This window comes from Micrococcus sp. 093350064-1 (assembly GCF_053627955.1).
Genome location: NZ_JBSEYU010000001.1, coordinates 139,885 through 159,404, shown reverse-complemented (window position 1 = coordinate 159,404; position 19,520 = coordinate 139,885). Strand labels below are relative to the sequence as shown.

Annotated in this window: 16 protein-coding genes and 1 tRNA gene; 6 read left to right on the top strand and 11 right to left on the bottom strand. The window is 74.6% G+C overall.

What is annotated here, in order from left to right:
* Positions 1-2: 2 nt before the first annotated feature.
* From thrC to ACUW6W_RS00690, 8 genes are all read right to left on the bottom strand, one after another.
* Positions 3-1,115, bottom strand: coding sequence for a threonine synthase (gene thrC / locus ACUW6W_RS00725; protein ID WP_036313078.1), 1,113 nt, complete (start codon positions 1,113-1,115; stop codon positions 3-5).
* Positions 1,116-1,118: 3 nt separating this feature from the next.
* A complete protein-coding gene (locus ACUW6W_RS00720; RefSeq protein WP_454179625.1) occupies positions 1,119-2,441 on the bottom strand; it encodes a homoserine dehydrogenase in 1,323 nt (440 codons plus the stop codon).
* 169 nt (positions 2,442-2,610) lie between these two features.
* Positions 2,611-4,083, bottom strand: coding sequence for a diaminopimelate decarboxylase (gene lysA / locus ACUW6W_RS00715; protein ID WP_041103243.1), 1,473 nt, complete (start codon positions 4,081-4,083; stop codon positions 2,611-2,613).
* Between the two features lie 8 nt (positions 4,084-4,091).
* Positions 4,092-5,762 carry an arginine--tRNA ligase gene (argS, locus tag ACUW6W_RS00710; protein WP_041103245.1) on the bottom strand — a complete coding sequence of 557 codons (1,671 nt, stop codon included), beginning with the start codon at positions 5,760-5,762 and terminating at the stop codon, positions 4,092-4,094.
* 114 nt (positions 5,763-5,876) lie between these two features.
* On the bottom strand, positions 5,877-7,073 hold the full coding sequence (gene moeB / locus ACUW6W_RS00705) for a molybdopterin-synthase adenylyltransferase MoeB (RefSeq protein WP_041105268.1): 1,197 nt from the start codon (positions 7,071-7,073) through the stop codon (positions 5,877-5,879).
* Positions 7,070-7,888, bottom strand: coding sequence for a thiazole synthase (locus ACUW6W_RS00700; protein WP_036316581.1), 819 nt, complete (start codon positions 7,886-7,888; stop codon positions 7,070-7,072). Before ACUW6W_RS00700 ends, moeB begins: the two co-directional genes overlap by 4 nt.
* A 3-nt stretch (positions 7,889-7,891) precedes the next feature.
* Positions 7,892-8,134, bottom strand: coding sequence for a sulfur carrier protein ThiS (gene thiS, locus ACUW6W_RS00695; protein ID WP_134376936.1), 243 nt, complete (start codon positions 8,132-8,134; stop codon positions 7,892-7,894).
* Positions 8,131-9,300: an FAD-dependent oxidoreductase gene (locus ACUW6W_RS00690; protein WP_036316589.1), complete on the bottom strand. Its 1,170-nt coding sequence runs from the start codon at positions 9,298-9,300 to the stop codon at positions 8,131-8,133. Before ACUW6W_RS00690 ends, thiS begins: the two co-directional genes overlap by 4 nt.
* Positions 9,301-9,445: 145 nt before the next feature.
* Between ACUW6W_RS00690 and thiE the strand changes: the two genes are divergently transcribed.
* Positions 9,446-10,189, top strand: a complete 744-nt coding sequence (thiE, locus tag ACUW6W_RS00685; protein ID WP_036316591.1) for a thiamine phosphate synthase — start codon at positions 9,446-9,448, stop codon at positions 10,187-10,189.
* Positions 10,190-10,275: 86 nt separating this feature from the next.
* Positions 10,276-10,348, top strand: a tRNA-Arg gene (locus tag ACUW6W_RS00680).
* A 196-nt stretch (positions 10,349-10,544) separates the two neighbouring features.
* Here the strand turns inward: ACUW6W_RS00680 and thiD are convergent.
* Positions 10,545-11,399, bottom strand: coding sequence for a bifunctional hydroxymethylpyrimidine kinase/phosphomethylpyrimidine kinase (gene thiD, locus ACUW6W_RS00675; RefSeq protein ID WP_041105272.1), 855 nt, complete (start codon positions 11,397-11,399; stop codon positions 10,545-10,547).
* Between the two features lie 73 nt (positions 11,400-11,472).
* On the opposite strand from thiD, the gene ACUW6W_RS00670 reads away from it, so the two are divergent.
* The 4 genes from ACUW6W_RS00670 to ACUW6W_RS00655 all read left to right on the top strand — a co-directional run bounded on the left by ACUW6W_RS00670 (position 11,473) and on the right by ACUW6W_RS00655 (position 17,150).
* Positions 11,473-12,630: a YkvI family membrane protein gene (locus tag ACUW6W_RS00670; RefSeq protein ID WP_041105274.1), complete on the top strand. Its 1,158-nt coding sequence runs from the start codon at positions 11,473-11,475 to the stop codon at positions 12,628-12,630.
* A gap of 173 nt (positions 12,631-12,803) precedes the next feature.
* Positions 12,804-14,627, top strand: a complete 1,824-nt coding sequence (gene thiC / locus ACUW6W_RS00665; RefSeq protein WP_063190327.1) for a phosphomethylpyrimidine synthase ThiC — start codon at positions 12,804-12,806, stop codon at positions 14,625-14,627.
* Positions 14,628-14,921: 294 nt separating this feature from the next.
* Entirely contained in the window at positions 14,922-15,671 is a 750-nt protein-coding gene (locus ACUW6W_RS00660) for a DNA-3-methyladenine glycosylase I (protein WP_454179622.1), read from the top strand.
* A 63-nt stretch (positions 15,672-15,734) separates the two neighbouring features.
* Complete coding sequence (locus ACUW6W_RS00655; protein WP_063190325.1) at positions 15,735-17,150, top strand: NAD-dependent succinate-semialdehyde dehydrogenase; 1,416 nt, start codon at positions 15,735-15,737, stop codon at positions 17,148-17,150.
* Between the two features lie 54 nt (positions 17,151-17,204).
* On the opposite strand, the gene ACUW6W_RS00650 is transcribed toward ACUW6W_RS00655, so the two are convergent.
* Both ACUW6W_RS00650 and putP read right to left on the bottom strand, forming a co-directional pair.
* Positions 17,205-17,798, bottom strand: a complete 594-nt coding sequence (locus ACUW6W_RS00650) for a 2'-5' RNA ligase family protein (RefSeq protein ID WP_049147185.1) — start codon at positions 17,796-17,798, stop codon at positions 17,205-17,207.
* A complete protein-coding gene (gene putP, locus ACUW6W_RS00645) occupies positions 17,795-19,429 on the bottom strand; it encodes a sodium/proline symporter PutP (protein WP_063190324.1) in 1,635 nt (544 codons plus the stop codon). Before putP ends, ACUW6W_RS00650 begins: the two co-directional genes overlap by 4 nt.
* Positions 19,430-19,520: the final 91 nt, after the last annotated feature.

The following is a 19,520-nucleotide window of genomic DNA, read 5'->3' as shown; positions in this document are numbered from 1 at the left end:
GCTCAGCTCAGGCCGAGGGCCTGGGCGACGGTGACCACGTCGAACGGCACCGAGCGCGGGGTCACGTCGGCGCCGTCGGCGCCGCGCAGGGCCCACTGCGGGTCCTTGAGGCCGTGGCCGGTGACGGTGATGACCCAGCTCTTGCCGGCCGGCACGTTCCCGGCGGCGTGGTGCTTGAGCAGCCCGGCGACGCCGGCGGCGGAGGCGGGCTCGACGAACACGCCCTCCTTCGCGGAGAGCCAGCGATGGGCCTCGAGGATCTCCTCGTCCGTGACGGAGTCGATCATCCCGCCGGACTCGTCGCGGGCGGCCTCGGCCTGCTCCCACGAGGCCGGGTTGCCGATCCGGATGGCGGTGGCGATCGTGTCCGGGTCGGTCACGGGGTGGCCCTGGACGATCGGGGCGGCGCCCGCGGCCTGGAAGCCCCACATCACGGGGGTCTTCGTGGCCACCGCGGGCAGCTCGGCGTCCGAGGCGCCCTCGTGCGGGTTCACGTAGGGGGCGGCGTACTCGCGGTAGCCCTTCCAGTACGCGGTGATGTTGCCCGCGTTGCCCACGGGCAGCAGGTGGTAGTCCGGGGCGTCGCCGAGGGTGTCCACGACCTCGAACGCGCCGGTCTTCTGCCCCTCGATGCGGGCCGGGTTGACGGAGTTCACGAGGAACACGGGGTAGTTCTCGGCCAGCTTGCGGGCCACCTCGAGGCAGTCGTCGAAGTTGCCCTGCACCTGGAGGATCTCCGCGCCGTGGGCCACGGCCTGGGACATCTTGCCCATCGAGATCTTCCCCTCGGGCACGAGCACGGCGCACGTGATCCCGGCCTGCGCGGCGTAGGCCGCCGCCGAGGCGGACGTGTTGCCGGTGGACGCGCAGACGACGGCCTTCGCGCCGTCAGCGACGGCGGCGGTGATCGCCATGGTCATGCCGCGGTCCTTGAAGGAGCCGGTCGGGTTCATGCCCTCGAACTTCACGTGCACGGTGCCCTGCACCAGCTCGGAGAGGTGGGGGGCGTGGATGAGCGGGGTGCCGCCCTCGCCGAGGGTGATCACGCGCGTGTCCTCGGTGACGGGCAGGCGGTCGGCGTACTCGCGGACGACGCCGCGCCACTGGTGGGCCATGGGTCAGTTCCCTTCGACTCGGAGGACGGACGCCACCTCGTGGACGACGTCCAGGGCGGCGAGCGCCCCGACGGTGGCGTCGAGGTCGCGCTGCCGCGCACGGTGGGTGATCAGCCGCAGGGACGCGCCGGGGGCGTCCTCGCGCTCAGATGGGACCTGACGCAACGTCTCGATGGAGACGCCGTGCTCCTCGAACACCCCGGCGACGCGGCGCAGCACACCGGGCTGGTCCGCCGCGCGCAGCACGACCATGAAGGAGGTGTGGGCCTCGGCCGGGTCCAGGGCGGGCAGGGCGGTGACGGGGGTGCGCAGGCGCGCCGGGCCGCCGCGCACGATGCGCTGGGCGATCGAGACGACGTCGCCCATCACCGCGGAGGCGGTGGGGGCGCCGCCGGCGCCGGGACCGTAGAACATGAGCTCGCCGGCGTTGTCGGCCTCCACGAAGACGGCGTTGAACGCCCCGCGCACGGAGGCCAGCGGGTGCTCCCGCGGCAGCAGGGTGGGGTGCACGCGCAGGACCGCGCCCTCGGCGCCGTCGGCGGCGCGGCCGCGCTCGGCGATCGCCAGCAGCTTGATGACGTAGCCCGCCTCCGCGGCGGCGGCGTTGTCCTCGGCCGTGATCGCGGTGATGCCCGCGACGGCCACCTGGTCCAGTGTGTACGGCGCCCCGAACGCGATGGTCGCCAGGATCGCGGCCTTCGCGGCGGCGTCGTGGCCCTCGACGTCGGCGGTCGGGTCGGCCTCGGCGTAGCCGAGCCGCTGGGCCTCGGCCAGGGCGTCGTCGAAGTCCGCCCCCTCGGTGTCCATGCGGTCCAGGATGAAGTTGGTGGTGCCGTTGGCGATGCCCATCACACGGGTGACGCGGTCGCCGCCCAGGGAGTCGCGCAGCGGGCGCAGGATCGGGATGGCGCCGGCGACGGCGGCCTCGAAGCTGAGCTGTGCGCCGGTGGCGGCGGCCGCGGCATAGAGCTCCTCGCCGTGCTGGGCGAGCAGCGCCTTGTTGCCGGTCACCACGGACGTGCCGGCGGCCAGGGCGCGCAGGATCAGGGTGCGGGCCGGCTCGATGCCGCCCATCAGCTCGATGACGACGTCGGCGCCGTCCACGAGTGCCTCGGCGTCGGTCGTGTAGAGCGCCGGGTCCGCCTGCCAGTCGCGCGTCGCGCCCGTGTGGCGCACCGCGATGCCCGTGAGCTCGAGGTCGGCGCCCACGCGGTCCCGCAGGATGTCGGCGTCCTCGGTGAGGATCCGTGCGGTCTGGGACCCCACGGTCCCGCCGCCCAGCAGGGCGACCTTGAGTGCGGTGGGGGCGTCGGTGTGCTCGGCCATGGTCCTCCGTGGTCCAGGGTGGGGGCGACGCCGCGCGACCGCGCGGCTCGGCTGGCCTCGAATCTAGCGCGGCGGGCGGACGCGTCCCGCCGCGCGACACTCGGTGTCCGCAGAGCGGGACGCCCACGCCCGGCCGCGAGGCCGGCGGCCGGGCCGGGCTTCTGCGTCCTCAGCGGGCGAGGCGCGGATCGGCCTCGCGGGCGAACAGGTCCTCCTGCGTCTCGCGGCGGATGATCACCCGCGCCTGCCCGCCGGAGACCGCGACGACGGCCGGGCGGGCCAGCGCGTTGTAGTTCGAGGACATCACGTGCGTGTACGCGCCCGTGGCCGGCACCGCCAGCAGGTCGCCGCGGCCCAGGTCGGCCCGCAGGTACACGTCGCGGACCAGGATGTCGCCGGACTCACAGTGCTTGCCCACCACACGGGAGAGCACCGGCTCGGCCTCCGAGGTGCGGCGCGCGGAGACGGCGGTGTAGTCGGCGTCGTAGAGCACGGGACGCGGGTTGTCGGACATGCCGCCGTCCACGGCGACGTAGCGGCGGGCCGCGGTTGCGCCGTCGGGGGCGTCCGCGTCCACGGTCTTGGTCACCCCGACCGTGTAGAGGGTCAGGCCCGCGGGGCCTGAGATGGCCCGCCCCGGCTCGAGCGAGACCCGCGGGCACCTCAGGCCGAGGCGCTCGACGGTCTTCTGGACGTCGTCGGCGAGGGCGTCGGCGATCTCCGCGGCCGGGCGCGGCTCGTCCACGGCCGTGTAGGCGATGCCGTGGCCGCCACCGAGGTCAAGCTCGGCCAGCTCCACCCCGTGCTCGGCCTTGACCTCGGCGAGGAACTCGAGCACGCGTCCGGCCGCCAGCCCGAAGCCCTCGGCCTCGAAGATCTGGGACCCGATGTGGCAGTGCACGCCCAGCAGGTCGATCGACTCGGCCGCCAGGGCCGCGGCCACGGCGACGGCGGCCGGCGAGCGGCCGGCCACGTTGCCGTCCCGGTCGGTGGAGGCCGGGGCCAGGGAGAGGCCGAACTTCTGGTCCTCGTGCGCGGTGGCGATGAAGTCGTGGGTGTGCGCGTGCACGCCCGGGGTCAGCCGGAGCATCACGGGGGCGCGGCGGCCGACCTCGGCCGCGAGCGCGGCCAGGTGGGTGAGCTCGTCGAGCGAGTCCACGATGATCCGGCCCACGCCCGCCTCGAGGGCGGTGCGCAGCTCGGCGTCCGACTTGTTGTTGCCGTGCAGGCCGATGTGGGCCGGGTCGACGCCGGCGGCCAGCGCGATCGCCAGCTCGCCGCCGGAGGCGGTGTCCACGCGCAGGCCCTCCTCGGCCGCCCAGCGGGCGGTGGAGAGGGTGAGCATGGACTTGCCGGCGTAGTAGACGTCCGCTCCCCCGCACAGGTCGGCGAACGCGGCGTCGAAGCCCTCGCGGAACGCGCGGGCGCGGGCGCGGAAGTCGTCCTCGTCCACCACGAGCAGCGGCGTGCCGAACTCCGCGGCGAGCGCGCTCGCGCGCAGGCCCTGGACGGTGAGCTCGCCGTCGGCGGCGCGGTCCACGCCGGCGGCCCACAGGCCGGGCACGAGCGCGTCCGGGTCCCCCGGCGCGGGGAGCCAGGCGGGGGCGAGCGGGGAGGCGGGGGCGGGCTGCGGCGTCGTCATCCGGGCGCTCACATCTTCTCCGGGGCGGTCACGCCGAGCAGGCCGAGACCGTTGGCCAGCACCTGGGCGGTGGCGTCGTTGAGCCACAGGCGGGTGCGGTTGAGGGTCTCCACGGGACGCGGCGTCCCGTCGTCGGTGGGCATGGGCACGATGCGGCAGGCGGCGTACCACGAGTGGTAGGCCCCGGCGATCACCTCGAGGTGGCGGGCCACGCGGTGGGGCTCGCGCAGGCGCGCCGCCGCGCCGACGACGGCCGGGAACTCCGCCAGCTGGGCCAGCAGCTCCGACTCGGTGGCGTGGGTGAGCAGGGCGGCGTCGAACTCGGAGCGGTCCACGCCGTGGGCCTGCGCGGTGCGCGCCGCGCCCGAGGCGCGGGCGTGGGCGTACTGCACGTAGTAGACGGGGTTGTCGTTCGTGGCGGAGCGCAGCAGCTCGGGGTCGATCGTCAGGGGCGAGTCCGCGGGGTAGCGGGCCAGGTCGTAGCGCAGGGCGTCGCGGCCGAGCCACTCCACGAGGTCCTTGAGCTCGATGATGTTGCCGGCGCGCTTGGAGAGCTTCGCGCCGTTGACCGAGATGAGCTGGCCGATGAGGATCTCGATGTTCGTCGCCGGGTCGTCGCCGGCGGCGGCGGCGATCGCCTTGAGGCGGTTCACGTAGCCGTGGTGGTCGGCGCCGAGCAGGTACACCTTCTCCTCGAAGCCGCGGTCGCGCTTGTGGAGGTAGTAGGCGGCGTCGGCGGCGAAGTAGGTGGGCTCCCCGTTGGCGCGGATGAGCACGCGGTCCTTGTCGTCGCCGAAGTCGGTGGTCTTGAGCCACACGGCGCCCTCGCGGTCCTCGATGTGGCCCTGCTCGCGCAGCCGCTGCACGGCCTGGTCGATCGCGCCGGAGTCGTGGAGCGTCTGCTCCGAGGTGAACACGTCGAAGTGCACGTCGAAGGCGGCGAGCGTGTCCTTGATGTCCTGCATCTGGAGCCGGTACGCGGCCTCGCGGACCACCGGGCGGGCGGCCTCGTCCGTCAGCTCGCGCACGTCCGGGTGCTCGAGGGCGACGGCGTCGGCCAGCTCCTGCACGTACGCGCCCGGGTAGCCGCCCGCGGGGACGTCGCGGCCGTGCAGGCGGGCGAGGACCGAGTCGGCGAACACGTTCATCTGGTTGCCGGCGTCGTTGACGTAGTACTCGGCGGTGACGTCCGCGCCGGAGGCGCGCAGGAGGCGGGCGATCGCGTCGCCCAGCGCGGCCCAGCGGGTGTGTCCGATGTGCAGCGGGCCGGTGGGGTTGGCGGAGACGAACTCCATGTTCACGGTGTGCCCGGCCAGGGCGTCGTTGCGGCCGTACTCCGGGCCGGCCTCGACGATCTCGCGGGCCAGGGCGCCGGCCGAGGCCGCGTCCAGGGTGACGTTGAGAAAGCCGGGGCCGGCGACGTCGACGGCGGCGATGCCCGGCTTGTCGGTCAGGCGCTCGGCTACGAGCCCGGCGAGGTCGCGCGGGGCCATCCCGGCCTTCTTGCCCAGCTGGAGGGCGACGTTGGTGGCCCAGTCGCCGTGCTCGCGGCTGCGGGGTCGCTCCACCTTCACGCGCGCGGGGGTGATCTCCTCCCGCAGCGCGGCGGGGAGGTCACCGGCATCGACGGCGTCGGTGAGGACAGCGGACAGCAGGGCGGAGAGGTCTTCGGGCTTCACCCGCGCAAGTCTACGGAAGGGCCGCCGCGCCCGTGCGCGTGCGAACGAACCCTGCGAGATGGCCCCCTCCGGCCCGCGGTGGGGGCCATCTCGCAGGGTTCGTCGGGGTGGGGGTCAGGCGGGCCAGGCGGCGAGGCCGCCGGCGAGGGACAGGACGCGCCCGCCGGCGCTCGGGTCGGCCCCGACGACGGCGTCCCGCGCCCGGGCCGACCGGGCTCCGGCGGCGCAGTAGACCACCAGGACGCGGTCCTGCCCGGGCGCGAGGGCCGCCGGCTCCGCGAGGACGGCCTCGAGCGGGACGTGCCGATCGGCCACCGTCGCGGGGGCCTCGACCCGGCGCAGGCGGCGCTCCCAGTCCTCGCGGACGTCGAGCAGGGTGAGGGACGCGGCCCGGGCGGGGTCGGCGAGCAGGGCGGCCAGCGCGGCGGGGGCGATCTCCCCGCCCGCGGCGCCGCACGCCTCCGCCGAGCCGGGGGCGCCGGCGTCGTCCGGGCGGGGGGCCTGGTCCGCGTGGGCGGACAGGTCCGTCACGGGGGTCCGCTCGGGGTCGGGCACGAGCCGCAGCTCACGGAAGCGCATCGTCAGGGCGTCCACGGAGAGCAGCCGCCCGACCAGGGGCTCACCCACCCCGGAGAGCAGCTTGATCGCCTCGGCCGCCATGAGGGAGCCGATGATCCCGGGCAGCACCCCGAGCACTCCGGCCTGCGCGCACGAGGGCACCTCGCCGGGTTCGGGCCGCTCCGGGAACACGTCCCGGTACAGCGGCCCGCCCGGGGCGAACACGCTCACCTGCCCCGCGAACCGCAGGATCGCGCCCCACACCACGGGCACGCCCGCGATCTCGCACGCGTCGGCCACGAGGTAGCGGGTCGCGTAGTTGTCCGTGCCGTCGAGCACGAGGTCCACGGCGCCGACCCGTTCGAGCGCGTTGGCCGCGGTCAGGCGTTCGCGGTGCTCGACCACGCGCACCTCGGGGTGCAGGCCGCGCATCGTCGCGGCGGCGGAGGCGGTCTTGGGGCGGCCGAGGTCCGCCTCGGCGTGGATCACCTGGCGGTGCAGGTTGGAGCGGTCCACCATGTCGTCGTCGATCACGTGGACCTCCCCCACGCCCGCGGCGGCGAGGTAGGTCAGCACGGGCGCCCCGAGGCCGCCGGCGCCGACCACGAGGACGCGGGAGCGCAGCAGCGCCAGCTGGGCCTCGGGGCCGAAGCCGTCCAGGCTCAGGTGGCGGGCGAAGCGCTCCAGCTGGGTGTCGGACAGCGCGGTGAGGTCGCGGGGCTCGCGGGCGGCGGGGTCCAGGGCGGCGGTCACCGCTCGTCCTCCTCGGCCGTGACCCGCCCGGCCATCGGCGAGGAGGCCAGGGCGTGCTCGCGGCGCGGGATGCGCCCGGCACGGCGGGCGTGGAAGCCCGCCTCGAGCGCGAGCCGGCACGCGTGGGCCATGCGGGCGGGCTCGGCGGCGCGCGTGATCGCCGAGGCGGCGAGCACGGCGTCGCAGCCGGCCTCCATCGCCAGGGCGACGTCCGAGGCGGTGCCCACGCCGGCGTCGAGCACGATCGGCACGGAGGCGCGGGAGACGATCAGCTCCAGGTGTGCGCGGTTGAGGATGCCCAGCCCCGAGCCGATCGGCGAGCCCAGCGGCATGACGGCGGCGGCGCCGGCCTGCTCGAGGCGCAGCGCCATGGCGGGGTCGTCCGAGGTGTAGGCCAGGACGGTGAAGCCGTCGGCGGCGAGCCGCTCGGTGGCCTCGAGGGTCTCGACGACGTCGGGCAGCAGGGTGCGCTCATCGGCGATGACCTCGACCTTCACGAGGTCGGTCTCGAGCGCCTCCCGGCCGAGCCGGGCGGTGAGCACGGCGTCCCGGGCGGTGTAGCAGCCGGCGGTGTTGGGCAGCACGTCGATGCCGAGGCGGTCCAGCAGCGCGACCAGGCCGTCACGGGTGTCCGCGGACCAGCGGCGCAGCGCCACGGTGGTGAGCGTGGTGCCGGAGGCGACGAGGGCGCCCTCGAGGGCGGTCAGGTCGGTGATGCCGCCCGTGCCCATGATGAGCCGGGAGGCCAGGTCGTAGCCGCCGATCCGCAGCGGCGGGATCGCGGGGGCGGCGGGCGGGGTGCGGTGCTCGGCCATCGCTCAGCCCCCCTGCACCGCGGTGACGACGTCGACCTCGTCCCCGGCGGCCAGCGCCCGGGTGGCCCAGGCCGACCGGGGCACGACCTCGCCGCCGACCGCCACGGCCACGCCGAGCCGCCGCCCGTCCGCGGCGGCGCCGTCGTCGCCGACCGCGCGCCCGGTGACGTGCGCGACGACGTCGCGGACGGTGGCCGCGGCCAGCTCGGCGGGCTCTCCGTTGAGGGTCAGGGTGAGGGTGCTCATGCGATCTCCTTCAGGCGGGCGTGCAGCAGCTCGAGGATCCGCCCGGCCGCCCAGGGGGCGAGCAGGATCCCGTGACGGTGGAAGCCGGTGGCGACGACGGCGCCCGGAGCCTCGGGCACGGCGAGCACGCGCGGGGCGTCGTCGGGGGTGCCGGGGCGGGCGGCGGTGGTGATCTCGACCAGCTCGCACTCGCGGACGGCGGGCAGGATCGCGGCGGCGTCGGCGAGCAGGTCCAGCACGGCCCCGGCGGAGGTGCCGGCCAGGCCGTCCTCGCGGGCCGAGGCGCCGACCACGAGGGTGCCGTCCGCGCGGGGCACGAGGTAGACCTGGCGCCCGTGGACGAGGCCGCGGACGGTGCGGGTGATCAGGTGCGACTCCCCCGGCAGCAGCTGCTCGGGGCGCACCCGCAGACGCAGCACGTCGCCGTGGACGGGGCGCAGCGGGACCTCGACGGCGGTGGCCGCGCCGCCGATCCCGCGGTGGCCCAGGCCCGCGGCGAGGACCGCGCCGTCGGCGGTGAGGACGCCCCCGTCGGCCAGCGTGAGGCGCACCCCCTCGCCCTCCGGGCCGGCGGCGGTGACGCGTCCGGCCACGAACCGGGCGGCGGGTCCGGCGCCGACCGGGAGCGGGCCGCCGTCGGGTCCGGTCTCGGCGCGCAGGGCGGCGACGCAGGCGGCGGCGAGCCGTCGCGGGTCCACCTGATGGTCGTCCGGGGCGTCGAAGCCGGCGGCCAGGCCCGGGGCCAGGGCGGGCTCGGCGCGGCGCAGCGCGCGGACGGAGACGGGCTCGACCCGGCGACCGAGGATCGAGGCGTGCTCGAGCACGTGGTCCCAGGCGCGGGCGTCCGAGGGGTCCGCGGCCACGATCCAGGCGCCCTGTGCGAGGAAGCCCGTCTCCACATCGGTGAAGGCGGCGAGCAGGTCCACGAGGGCCGGGTAGGCCTCCCAGCCGGCCTGCAGCAGCGGGGCGAGGTCGTCCTGGCTGAACTGGGTCTCGGCGAGCGGCGCGAGCATCCCCGCCGCGGCGTGGGTGGCCCCGGCCACGGCGTGCGGGCGCCCGGCGGCGTCCAGCTCGGGGGCGATCAGGGTGACGGCGTGGCCTGCGGCACGCAGACGCACGGCGGCGGTGAGGCCGATGATCCCGGCCCCGACGACGGCCACGTGCACGGACCGGTCCTCCTCACGGCGGCATGACCCGCATCGAGTGGTGATGGTCGGCCGCGCCGGCGCGGTGCGCCCCTGCGGCCCTCTCAGCCCGGCGTGTGCGGCCCGGGCTCCCATGGAACAGCGGCCAGTCTGCCACAGTGGGCGCATGCACTCCCCCGATCCGCTCCTGATGACCGCGGCCGGCCGCGACGACGGCGGCACCGGCCCCGGCGCGCGCCGCCGCGCCCGCCTCGCCGCCTCCCGGCTGTACGTCTGCACCGACCTGCAGCGGTTCCTGCGCCCGGACGGCACGCTCGACACGGCCGCGTTCGCCGACTTCTGCGCGGCGGCGTTCCGCGGCGGGGTGGACGTGATCCAGGTGCGGGACAAGGCCGTGGACGTGGCGGTCGAGCTGGCCGCGTTCGCCACGCTCGTCCCGCTGGCCCGGGAGCACGGGGCGCTCTCGGCCGCCAACGACCGCGCCGACGTCGCCGCCCTGGCCGGGGTGGACGTGTTCCACACGGGCCAGACCGACCTGACCACCGCGCAGTGCCGCGCCCTGCTGGGCCCGGACGTGGTGCTCGGCCGCTCGTGCCACACCGAGGCGCAGGTGCGCGGCGCCCGCGCGGAGGACGGCCTGGACTACTTCTGCACGGGGCCGGTGTGGGCGACGCCCACGAAGCCGGGCCGGGCCGCCGTCGGACTGGAACTGCCGACCCTCGCCGCACGCCTGGACGCGGAGGACCCGGCGGGGGCGCGGCCGTGGTTCGCCATCGGCGGCGTCGACGCGGACCGGCTGCCCGAGGTCCGCGCGGCCGGGGCGGAACGGATCGTGGTGGTCCGCGCCGTGACGCAGGCCGAGGACCCCGAGGCCGCGGCCCGGACCCTGCGCGCGGGCCTGCCCGGCTGACGCGCCCCGCGGGGAGGTCACGGACGGGCCGTCCTGATGGTGTAGAGTCGACGAGTCCGCAACGCGCTCGACGCGTCGCGACCCCCGCCTCCGTAGCTCAGGGGATAGAGCGTCTGCCTCCGGAGCAGAAGGCCGCAGGTTCGAATCCTGCCGGGGGCACGAGCGAACAGAGCCGGACCCCCGTGGCGACACGGTGGTCCGGCTCTTCTGGGTTCTGCGGACCCGGACGCTCGAGCGGAGCGGGAGGTCCGGGTCACCGGCATTCGAGGCGGGAAATCGACCTCATGGGACGTCCCGAGGTGCGTATTCGCCGGATTTCCCGCCTCGAACGTGTCGAAGCCCGGAGGTCCCGCCCTCAGCCCCGCTGCGCATGACCGTGGTCGACGGGCCCGTGCCACGTCGGCCGCGAGGCGTCCCCGACCGCGAGCGCCTCCCCCGCCCGCATCGCGTCGGCCAGCCACGGCTTGGCCCGCTCGAGTGCGTCGTCCCAGCTCAGGCCCGCCCCGGCCAGCGTGGCCAGGGCCGAGGAGAGGGTGCAGCCGGTGCCGTGCGAGGCGCGGGTCGTCACGCGCGGGCCGCGCACCTCGTGCACGGCCCCGCCCACGCGCACGACGGCGTCCGGCACCTCCGCCGCTGCGGCCTCGGGCGCCTCGGTCTCGTCCAGGTGCCCGCCCTTGAGCAGCACCGTCACCCCGTGCTCGGCGGCCAGGCCCCGCGCCGCGTCGAGGGCGGCGTCCCAGTCCGTCGCGTCCCGCCCGGTCAGCCGGGCCAGCTCGGGCAGGTTGGGTGTCACCAGGTGCGCCACCCGCAGCAGCCGGGCCCACGCGGCGCGCCCGTCGTCGTCGCCGACCGCGGTGAGGGCGTCCCCGCTCGAGGCCACCATGACCGGGTCCAGCACGACGACGGCGGGCCGGGTCTCCTCGAGCCAGCCGGCGACGGCCCGCATGAGCTCCACCGTGCCGAGCATGCCGATCTTCACGGCGTCCACGGCGATGTCGGCGGCGACCGAGTCGAGCTGGGCGCGCACCACGTCCACCGGCAGCGGGTGGACGGCCTGCACGCCCTGCGTGTTCTGGGCGGTGATCGCGGTGATCGCGGTCATCCCGTAGCCGCCCCACGCGGCGATGGTCTTCAGGTCGGCCTGGACACCGGCGCCGCCGCCGGAGTCGGAGCCGGCGATGCTGAGCACACGGGGGACGGCGGGGGTCATGCGGGGGCTCCTTCGGGTCGGGGCGGATCGGCCGCCCGGGCCGGGCCGATCCCGCCCATGAGAATGTAGTCGCATGTCCCACGTCACAGAGAGCTCCCCCGCGCACCCCGGCCGAGCCGAGGAGTCGGCGCCGCTGCGGCCGACCTCCCCGCTCGGGATCGCCGCCACGTTCATCGGCACCACCATCGGCGCCGGGTACGCCTCGGGCAACGAGATCCTGCAGTACTTCGTGAGCTTCGGCCTCTGGGGCGGCACGGGGGCGCTCGTGATCGCCGGCGCGCTGTTCTTCCTGCTCGCGGTGATCGTGCTGCGGCTGGCGCAGAAGCTGCGGACCACGGACATCCACCGGATCGTGAACCCCACGACGTCGCGCGTGCCCACCTGGTTCGCGGACCTGTGCATCACCACGTCCCTGCTGGGGACGCTGGTGATCATGCTGGCCGGGGCCGGGGCGGCGGTGCACACCGCGTTCGGGCTGCCCTCGCTCGTGGGCTCGCTGGTGATGGCCGCCGTCTGCGTGGTCTCGGTGCTGGCCGGCATCACGGGCCTCGTGCGCGTCCAGGCCGTGGTGGTCCCCCTGATCATCGTGGTCGCCGTCGGCGTCGCGGTGTGGGGGTTGGCGAACCCGGGGGCCGCGGTGGACGACGTCGCCGCGCTCGTGACCTCGTCCCCGCTGATCAACCAGTGGTGGCTCTCGGGCGTGCTGTACGTGGCCTTCAACATCCAGCTGGCCTACGCGGTGCTCGCCCCGATCGGCGAGGAGAGCTCCTCGTCGGGCCGCTCCCTCGTCGCCGGGGCCGGGCTCGGGGCACTGGGCCTCGTGGTGATGGCCGGCGCGGTGATGGCCGCGCTGACCGTCCACGCCCAGCTCATCGGCCGTGCCGAGCTGCCCATGGTCGAGCTGGCCGCGATGATCGGCGGCTGGGCCGCCCTGCTGTACACGGTCGTCCTGCTGCTGGCGCAGTTCACGACGGCGGTCTCGTGCCTGTACGGCGGTGTGGAGCGGATCGCCCTGCTGTCCTCGATGCGCCGCGTGCCGGGCTGGGCCATCGCCGTCGTCACTGCCCTGGCCGCCACCCTGCTCTCGAGCGTCGGCTTCTCCGACCTCGTGGGCACCGTCTACCCCGTCCTCGGGTACGCCGGCATCGTCATCATCGTGATGCTCATCGTGACGTGGATCGTCGAGCGCACCACGGTGCGCCGGCGGGCGGCCCGCGCGGCGCGCGCCTGAGCGGCCCGCCGCATGGCCGCTGCCGACGGCGGTGAGGCCCCGCAGGGGACGTGCTAGGGTCGCTCGCATCCCACGGGAGCCCCACGGCACGGGGCTGAGACCGGGCTGACGCCGCCCGGAGACCGTCTGAACCTGTCCGGGTCATTCCGGCGAAGGAAGAAGGAGCCGCGGCCATGTCCGTTTCCGAGCACACCCCCCTGCCCGCAGCCGAGTCGACGGCCGAGGTCGTCGCCGAGGAGAACTACCCCACGCACCGTCTGGGCTGGCTCGAGGATGCCGAGCACGGCATCCGCGTGCCCGTCACCGAGGTCCACCAGGACGACTCCCCCGACGGCACGCCCAACGCGCCCCTGACCGTCTACCGCACCATGGGCCCGGGCTCCGTGCCCGAGCGCGGCCTGCCCGCCCAGCGCGCCGAGTGGATCCGCGCCCGCGGCGACGTCGAGGAGTACGAGGGCCGCGAGCGCGACCTGCTCGACGACGGCCGCTCGGCCGTGCGCCGCGGCGCCGCCTCGCAGGAGTGGGCCGGCGAGCGCCGCGCCCCGCTGCGCGCCAAGGAGGGCGCGCGCGTCACCCAGATGCACTACGCCCGGCGCGGCGAGATCACCCCGGAGATGCGCTACGTCGCCCTGCGCGAGGGCGTGGACGTGGAGCTGGTGCGCTCCGAGGTCGCGGCCGGCCGCGCCATCATCCCGGCGAACGTGAACCACCCCGAGTCGGAGCCGATGATCATCGGCAAGGCGTTCGCCGTGAAGGTCAACGCGAACATCGGCAACTCGGCGGTGACGTCGTCGATCGCCGAGGAGGTCTCGAAGCTGCAGTGGGCCACCCGCTGGGGCGCGGACACCGTGATGGACCTGTCCACGGGCGACGACATCCACACCACCCGCGAGTGGATCCTGCGCAACTCCCCCGTGCCGATCGGCACCGTGCCGATCTACCAGGCCCTCGAGAAGGTCGGCGGCGACCACCAGGCCCTGACCTGGGAGATCTTCCGCGACACCGTGATCGAGCAGTGCGAGCAGGGCGTGGACTACATGACCGTGCACGCCGGCGTGCTGCTGCGCCACGTGCCGCTGTCCGCGGACCGCGTGACCGGCATCGTCTCCCGCGGCGGCTCGATCATGGCCGGCTGGTGCCTGGGCCACCACAAGGAGAACTTCCTCTACGAGAACTACGACGAGCTCTGCGAGATCTTCGCGCGCTACGACGTCGCGTTCTCCCTGGGCGACGGCCTGCGGCCGGGCTCCGTGGCCGACGCCAACGACGCCGCCCAGTTCGCCGAGCTCGACACGCTGGCCGAGCTGACGGAGCGGGCGTGGGCGTACGACGTCCAGGTCATGGTGGAGGGCCCCGGCCATATCCCGTTGCACCTGGTGCGGGAGAACGTGGAGCGCCAGCAGGAGCTGTGCAAGGGCGCCCCGTTCTACACGCTCGGCCCCCTCGTCACGGACATCGCCCCGGCGTACGACCACATCACCTCGGCCATCGGCGCCACCGAGATCGCCCGCTACGGCACCGCGATGCTCTGCTACGTCACGCCCAAGGAGCACCTGGGCCTGCCGAACCGGGACGACGTGAAGACGGGTGTGATCACCTACAAGATCGCCGCGCACGCCGCCGACGTCGCCAAGGGCCACCCCGGCGCCCGCGACCGCGACGACGCCCTGTCCAAGGCGCGCTTCGAGTTCCGCTGGCGCGACCAGTTCGGCCTCGGCCTGGACCCGCAGCTCGCCGAGGAGTACCACGACGAGACGCTGCCGGCCGAGCCCGCCAAGACCGCCCACTTCTGCTCGATGTGCGGGCCGAAGTTCTGCTCCATGCGCATCAGCCAGGACATCCGCAGCGAATTCGGCGGCGCGTCCGAGCAGGCGCGGATCGCCGAGGCCGGCATGGCCGCCAAGTCCGCGGAGTTCCGGGCCGCCGGCGGGTCCGTGTACCTGCCCGAGCCGAGTCTGCGCCGGCCCGAGGGGGACGCGGTGCTCGCGAGGGACTGAGCGGCCCGTGCCGCGGCGCGGGGGCCAGGGTGCCGGCCTTGAGCACCTCCCCCGCGCGCGGCGCGAGCCTGCCCTCGCCGGTCGGCCTGCCCTGGGCGCGCTCCCGGCTGGCGTGGCCCCGACCGCGGTCGCCCCCAGCATCTCCCCCCCTCGCCGCACGTGCCGCTGCGGGCCGGGCGGCTCGAGTGACGAGGTCCGGCCGCGCCTCCTGCACAGGTGTCCGCAGACGGCGTTGCGTCCCCGGGCGTCGCGTTCCGGCTCCGGATGTCCGGGGCCGCTCTTAGGCTCGGGTGCATGAGCGCGCACCACGCCGACGACGGCCTCCCCGCCCCCGTCTCCACCCTCGCCGAGGATCCACCGGCCGACGGGCGACAGGCGCCGCCGAGTGGCGTCGTCGTGGGTGAGGACGGGCGGGCCCGCCCGCCGTGGGCGGCACGGGATCCGCTGCTGCGGGAGTACTACGACACGGAGTGGGGCCTGCCCGTCACGGACGAGCGGGGCCTGTTCGAGCGCCTCGTGCTCGAGGCGTTCCAGTCGGGCCTGAGCTGGCGGACCGTCCTGGCCAAGCGGCCGCGGTTCCGGGAGGTGTTCGCGGGCTTCGACCCGGACGCCGTCGCGGCGTTCGGGGACGCGGAGGTCGAGGCACTGCTGGCGGACCCCGGCATCATCCGGAACCGGCGCAAGATCGAGGCCGCGGTCGCGAACGCACAAGCCGTCGTCGGGATGCGCGGCGAGCGGTTCGCCCCGCTGCACCCGGGCTCCCCCGGCGCGGGCCCCGCCTGGCACGGCGACAGCGACCGTCCCGCCACCGGCCTGCCGGGGCTGGTCTGGGCTCACCAGCCTGCCGCGACCCCACGGCCGGAGACGGTGGCGCAGGTCCCCTCGACCTCGGACGAGTCGCGCGCGCTCGCGAGGGCGCTGAAGGCGCATGGCTGCCGATTCGTGGGGCCGACCACTTGCTTCGCCCTGCTGGAGGCCGCCGGGATCGTGGACACCCACCTTCTCGGCTCGTGGCGAAGAGGGGCGTCCGGGATCTGGGAGTGAGCGGGGGCCTCCGGCAGGATGGGGAACTCAACGCAGGACGTCCACACGAAAGGGTGACGACTGATGACCACCACCTCCGCCTCTCAGGGCTACCGCACAATCAACCCGGCCACCGGGGAGCTGCTGAAGTCCTTCGACAACGCCACGGATCAGCAGATCGCCGACGCCCTCGACGCCTCGCAGGCCGCCTACGAGCAGTGGTCCCGGAAGTCGGTGGCCGAGCGCGCCGCCGTCGTGAAGCGGATCTCCGAGCTGCTGGCCGAGCGGTCCAAGGACATTGCCGCGGTGATCACCACGGAGATGGGCAAGTCCCTCGGCGCGGCGGTCGGCGAGGTGCGCTACAGCGCCCAGATCTTCGGGTACTACGCGGACGAGGCCGAGGAGCTGCTCGCGGACCAGCCGATCAAGCAGTTCTCCGGGCAGGAGGCGTTCGTCCAGCGGCTGCCGATCGGCCCGCTGCTGGGGATCATGCCGTGGAACTTCCCGGTGTACCAGGTGGCCCGTTTCGTGGCGCCGAACCTCATGCTCGGCAACACCATCCTGCTCAAGCACGCCGAGATCAACCCCCAGGTGGCGCAGCTGCTGGAAGAGCTCTTCACCGAGGCCGGACTGCCGGAGGGCGTGTACCAGAACGTGTTCGCCACCCACGACCAGATCTCCACGATCATCGCCGATCCGCGCGTGCAGGGCGTGTCCCTCACCGGTTCGGAGCGGGCCGGCGCCGCCGTCGCCGAGCAGGCCGGCCGGCACCTCAAGAAGGTCGTCCTCGAGCTCGGCGGCTCCGATCCGTACATCGTGCTCTCCGCGCCGGACGCCCGCGCCGCCGCCCGCGACGCACTGGCCACCCGGATGGGCAACTGGGGCCAGGCCTGCAACTCGAACAAGCGCATGATCGTCATGGAGGACCTCTACGACGACTTCGTGGACGAGCTGGTCCAGCGCTCCTCGGCGATGAAGCCCGGTGACCCGACCTCGCGTGACGCCGACGTCTACGGCCCGCTGTCCTCCGAGTCCGCGGCCGACGGGCTCGCCGAGCAGATCGCCGCGGCCAAGGAGGCCGGCGCCACCGTCCACGTGGGCGGCGAGCGCGTCTCCGGCCCCGAGGGCGAGGGCTTCTACGTCTCCCCGGCCGTGATCACGGACGTGGACCAGGAGAACCCCGCCTACACGCAGGAGCTGTTCGGCATGGCCGCCGTGGTGTACAAGGTGTCCTCGGCCGAGGAGGCCGTGGCCCTGGCCAACGACTCCCAGTACGGTCTCGGCGGCGCCGTCTTCTCCACGGACCTGGACGAGGCCAAGCGCGTGGCCGACCAGCTCGAGGTGGGCATGGCGAACGTGAACCTCGCCTCCGCCGCCGGCGCGAACCTGCCCTTCGGCGGCGTGAAGCGCTCGGGCTTCGGCCGCGAGCTCGGCCCCATGGCCGTGGACGAGTTCGCCAACAAGCGCCTGTACGCGGTGCAGGGCCCGCTGGAGGGCTGACCCGGGGCCGGGTCGGCCCGGCGGGTCTCCCGCTCCGGCCGGCCCGTCGGCCCCTCAGCCGCGCAGCGGGACGGTCGCCAGCACCTCGTGCAGCGGCCCGCCGGACCGGCCCTCGCCGAGCCGGGACGCCACGACCTCGACCTCGTCGGCGGTCCACTCCGGCCCGCGGTACACGGCGAGCGCGCGCACGGCCTCGGCCAGCAGGACGGTGGCCGGCGCCGGCGGACGGGGCTCGCCCCGCCTCCGACCCCGAGGTCGGAGCGCGGCCCCCGAGACCGGCGCCACGGTGAGGTGGGCGCGCCGGCGGTCCCGGCCGTCGTCGTCGGCGAGCCAGGGCTCCGCCAGGAGCGCGCCGAGCTCCCGGACCTGCCCACCCACCCCCACCCAGAGCGTGCGGTGCGAGAACTCCCCCGCTCCGGCCAGGTGCAGGTCCAGCGGGCCATGTCCCGCCGCGATGCGGCCGGCGACGGCGACGACGTCGTCCACGGCGCCGGCGGGCACCTCCGGGTGGAACGCCAGCGTCAGGTGCCGCTGCTCCGGCTCGGTCCAGCACAGCGCGCGTCCGGCCCGGTCCCGGACGCCGTCGAGGGCCGGCTCGAGGTGGTCGAGCGCGGCCCTCGGCGGACGGATCGCGAGGAAGAGCCTCACGCCTGCGCGCGCGGATCCGCGGCGGCTGCGGTCGAGCCCCCGGCGGCGTCGCGCGTCATGGCGGCCGGGGCCACGTCCGGGTCCGGCTCGCGGCCGGCCACGATGTCGATCGCGCCGGTGAACTCGGCGTCGATCCGCCGCTGCACCCGGCGCGAGCGCTGGGTCACGAGGGACACCACCACACCCACCACGAAGGCGGCGACGAAGCCCGGCAGCAGCTCGTACAGGCCGAACCACTCCCACGTCTCGGCACTGGCCTCGGACCACACCCAGGCGACGGCGGCGCCGGTGACCATGGCGGCCATCGCCCCCCACGAGGTGAACCGCGGCCAGTACAGGGCGAGCAGGATCACAGGGCCGAAGGCGGCGCCGAAGCCGGCCCACGCGAAGGAGACGAGCTCGAGCACGGAGGAGTCCGGGTTGAGGGCGAGCAGCCCCGCCACGAGCGCCACCACCAGCACGCCGATGCGGCCGAGCCACAGGGTGAACGTCGGGGAACCGGTGCGCCCGCGCAGCATGTAGAGGTCCTCCACCAGGGCGGAGGAGCACACGATCAGCTGCGAGGAGAGCGTGGACATGATCGCGGCGAGGACGGCGGCCAGCACCAGGCCGGCCACGAACGGGTGGAACATGATCGAGGCCAGCACCAGGAACACGGTCTCCGGGTCCTCGAGCGTGGTGCCGGGGTTGGCCTGGAAGTAGGCGATGCCGACGAGGGCGACCATCACGGCGCCGAACACGGACAGCGCCATCCAGCCGATGCCGACGCGCCGGGCGACGGCCGCGTCGTGCGGGGTGCGCAGGGCCATGAAGCGGACGATGATGTGCGGCTGGCCGAAGTAGCCCAGGCCCCAGGCGAGGGAGGACAGGACGCCGATCAGCGTCGCGTTCTCGAACATCGAGAAGTGGTTCACCCCGCCGCCGGCGGCGTCGGCGGCGCGGATGCCCTCGACGACGGCGTCCCAGCCGCCCATGGTCAGGATCACGACGATGGGCACGGCCAGCAGCGAGAGGAACATGAGGACGCCCTGGGCCACATCCGTCAGCGAGGCGCCGAGGAAGCCGCCGAACAGGGTGTAGAGCACCGTGATGCCCGCGACCACGAGCATGCCGGTGAGGTAGTTGATGCTGATGCCCTGGGCGTAGAAGGAGTCGGGGCCGAAGGTCGACTCGACGAACTTGCCGCCGGCCACCATGCCCGAGGAGACGTAGAAGGTGAAGAACACGAGGATGATCAGGCCGGCCACGATCCGCAGGATGTGCGTGCGGTCCTTGAACCGGTTCTCGAGGAAGGATGGGATCGTGATCGAGTTCCCGGCCACCTCGGTATAGGAGCGCAGGCGGGGGGCGACCACGCGCCAGTTCACCCACGCGCCCACGGTCAGGCCGACCGCCATCCAGCCCTCGACCAGGCCCGCGGCGTAGATCGCGCCGGGCAGGCCCATCAGGAGCCAGCCGGACATGTCGGACGCACCCGCGGAGAGCGCCGCGACGGACGGCTTCATGTCGCGTCCGGCGAGCATGTAGTCGTCGAGGTCGGTGTTCTTGCGGGAGGCGTACAGGCCGATCGCGATCATCGCGAGGAAGTAGAGGCCGATCGCCGCTAACAGGAAGACGGTGTTCGTGTCCATGGGCTCCAGAGAATCACATCCGGACTCACAGCCCCAGTCCCAGATCCGTCCCGGATTCGCCCCGTCCGGGTCGGCCCGGGCCCCGCGCGCC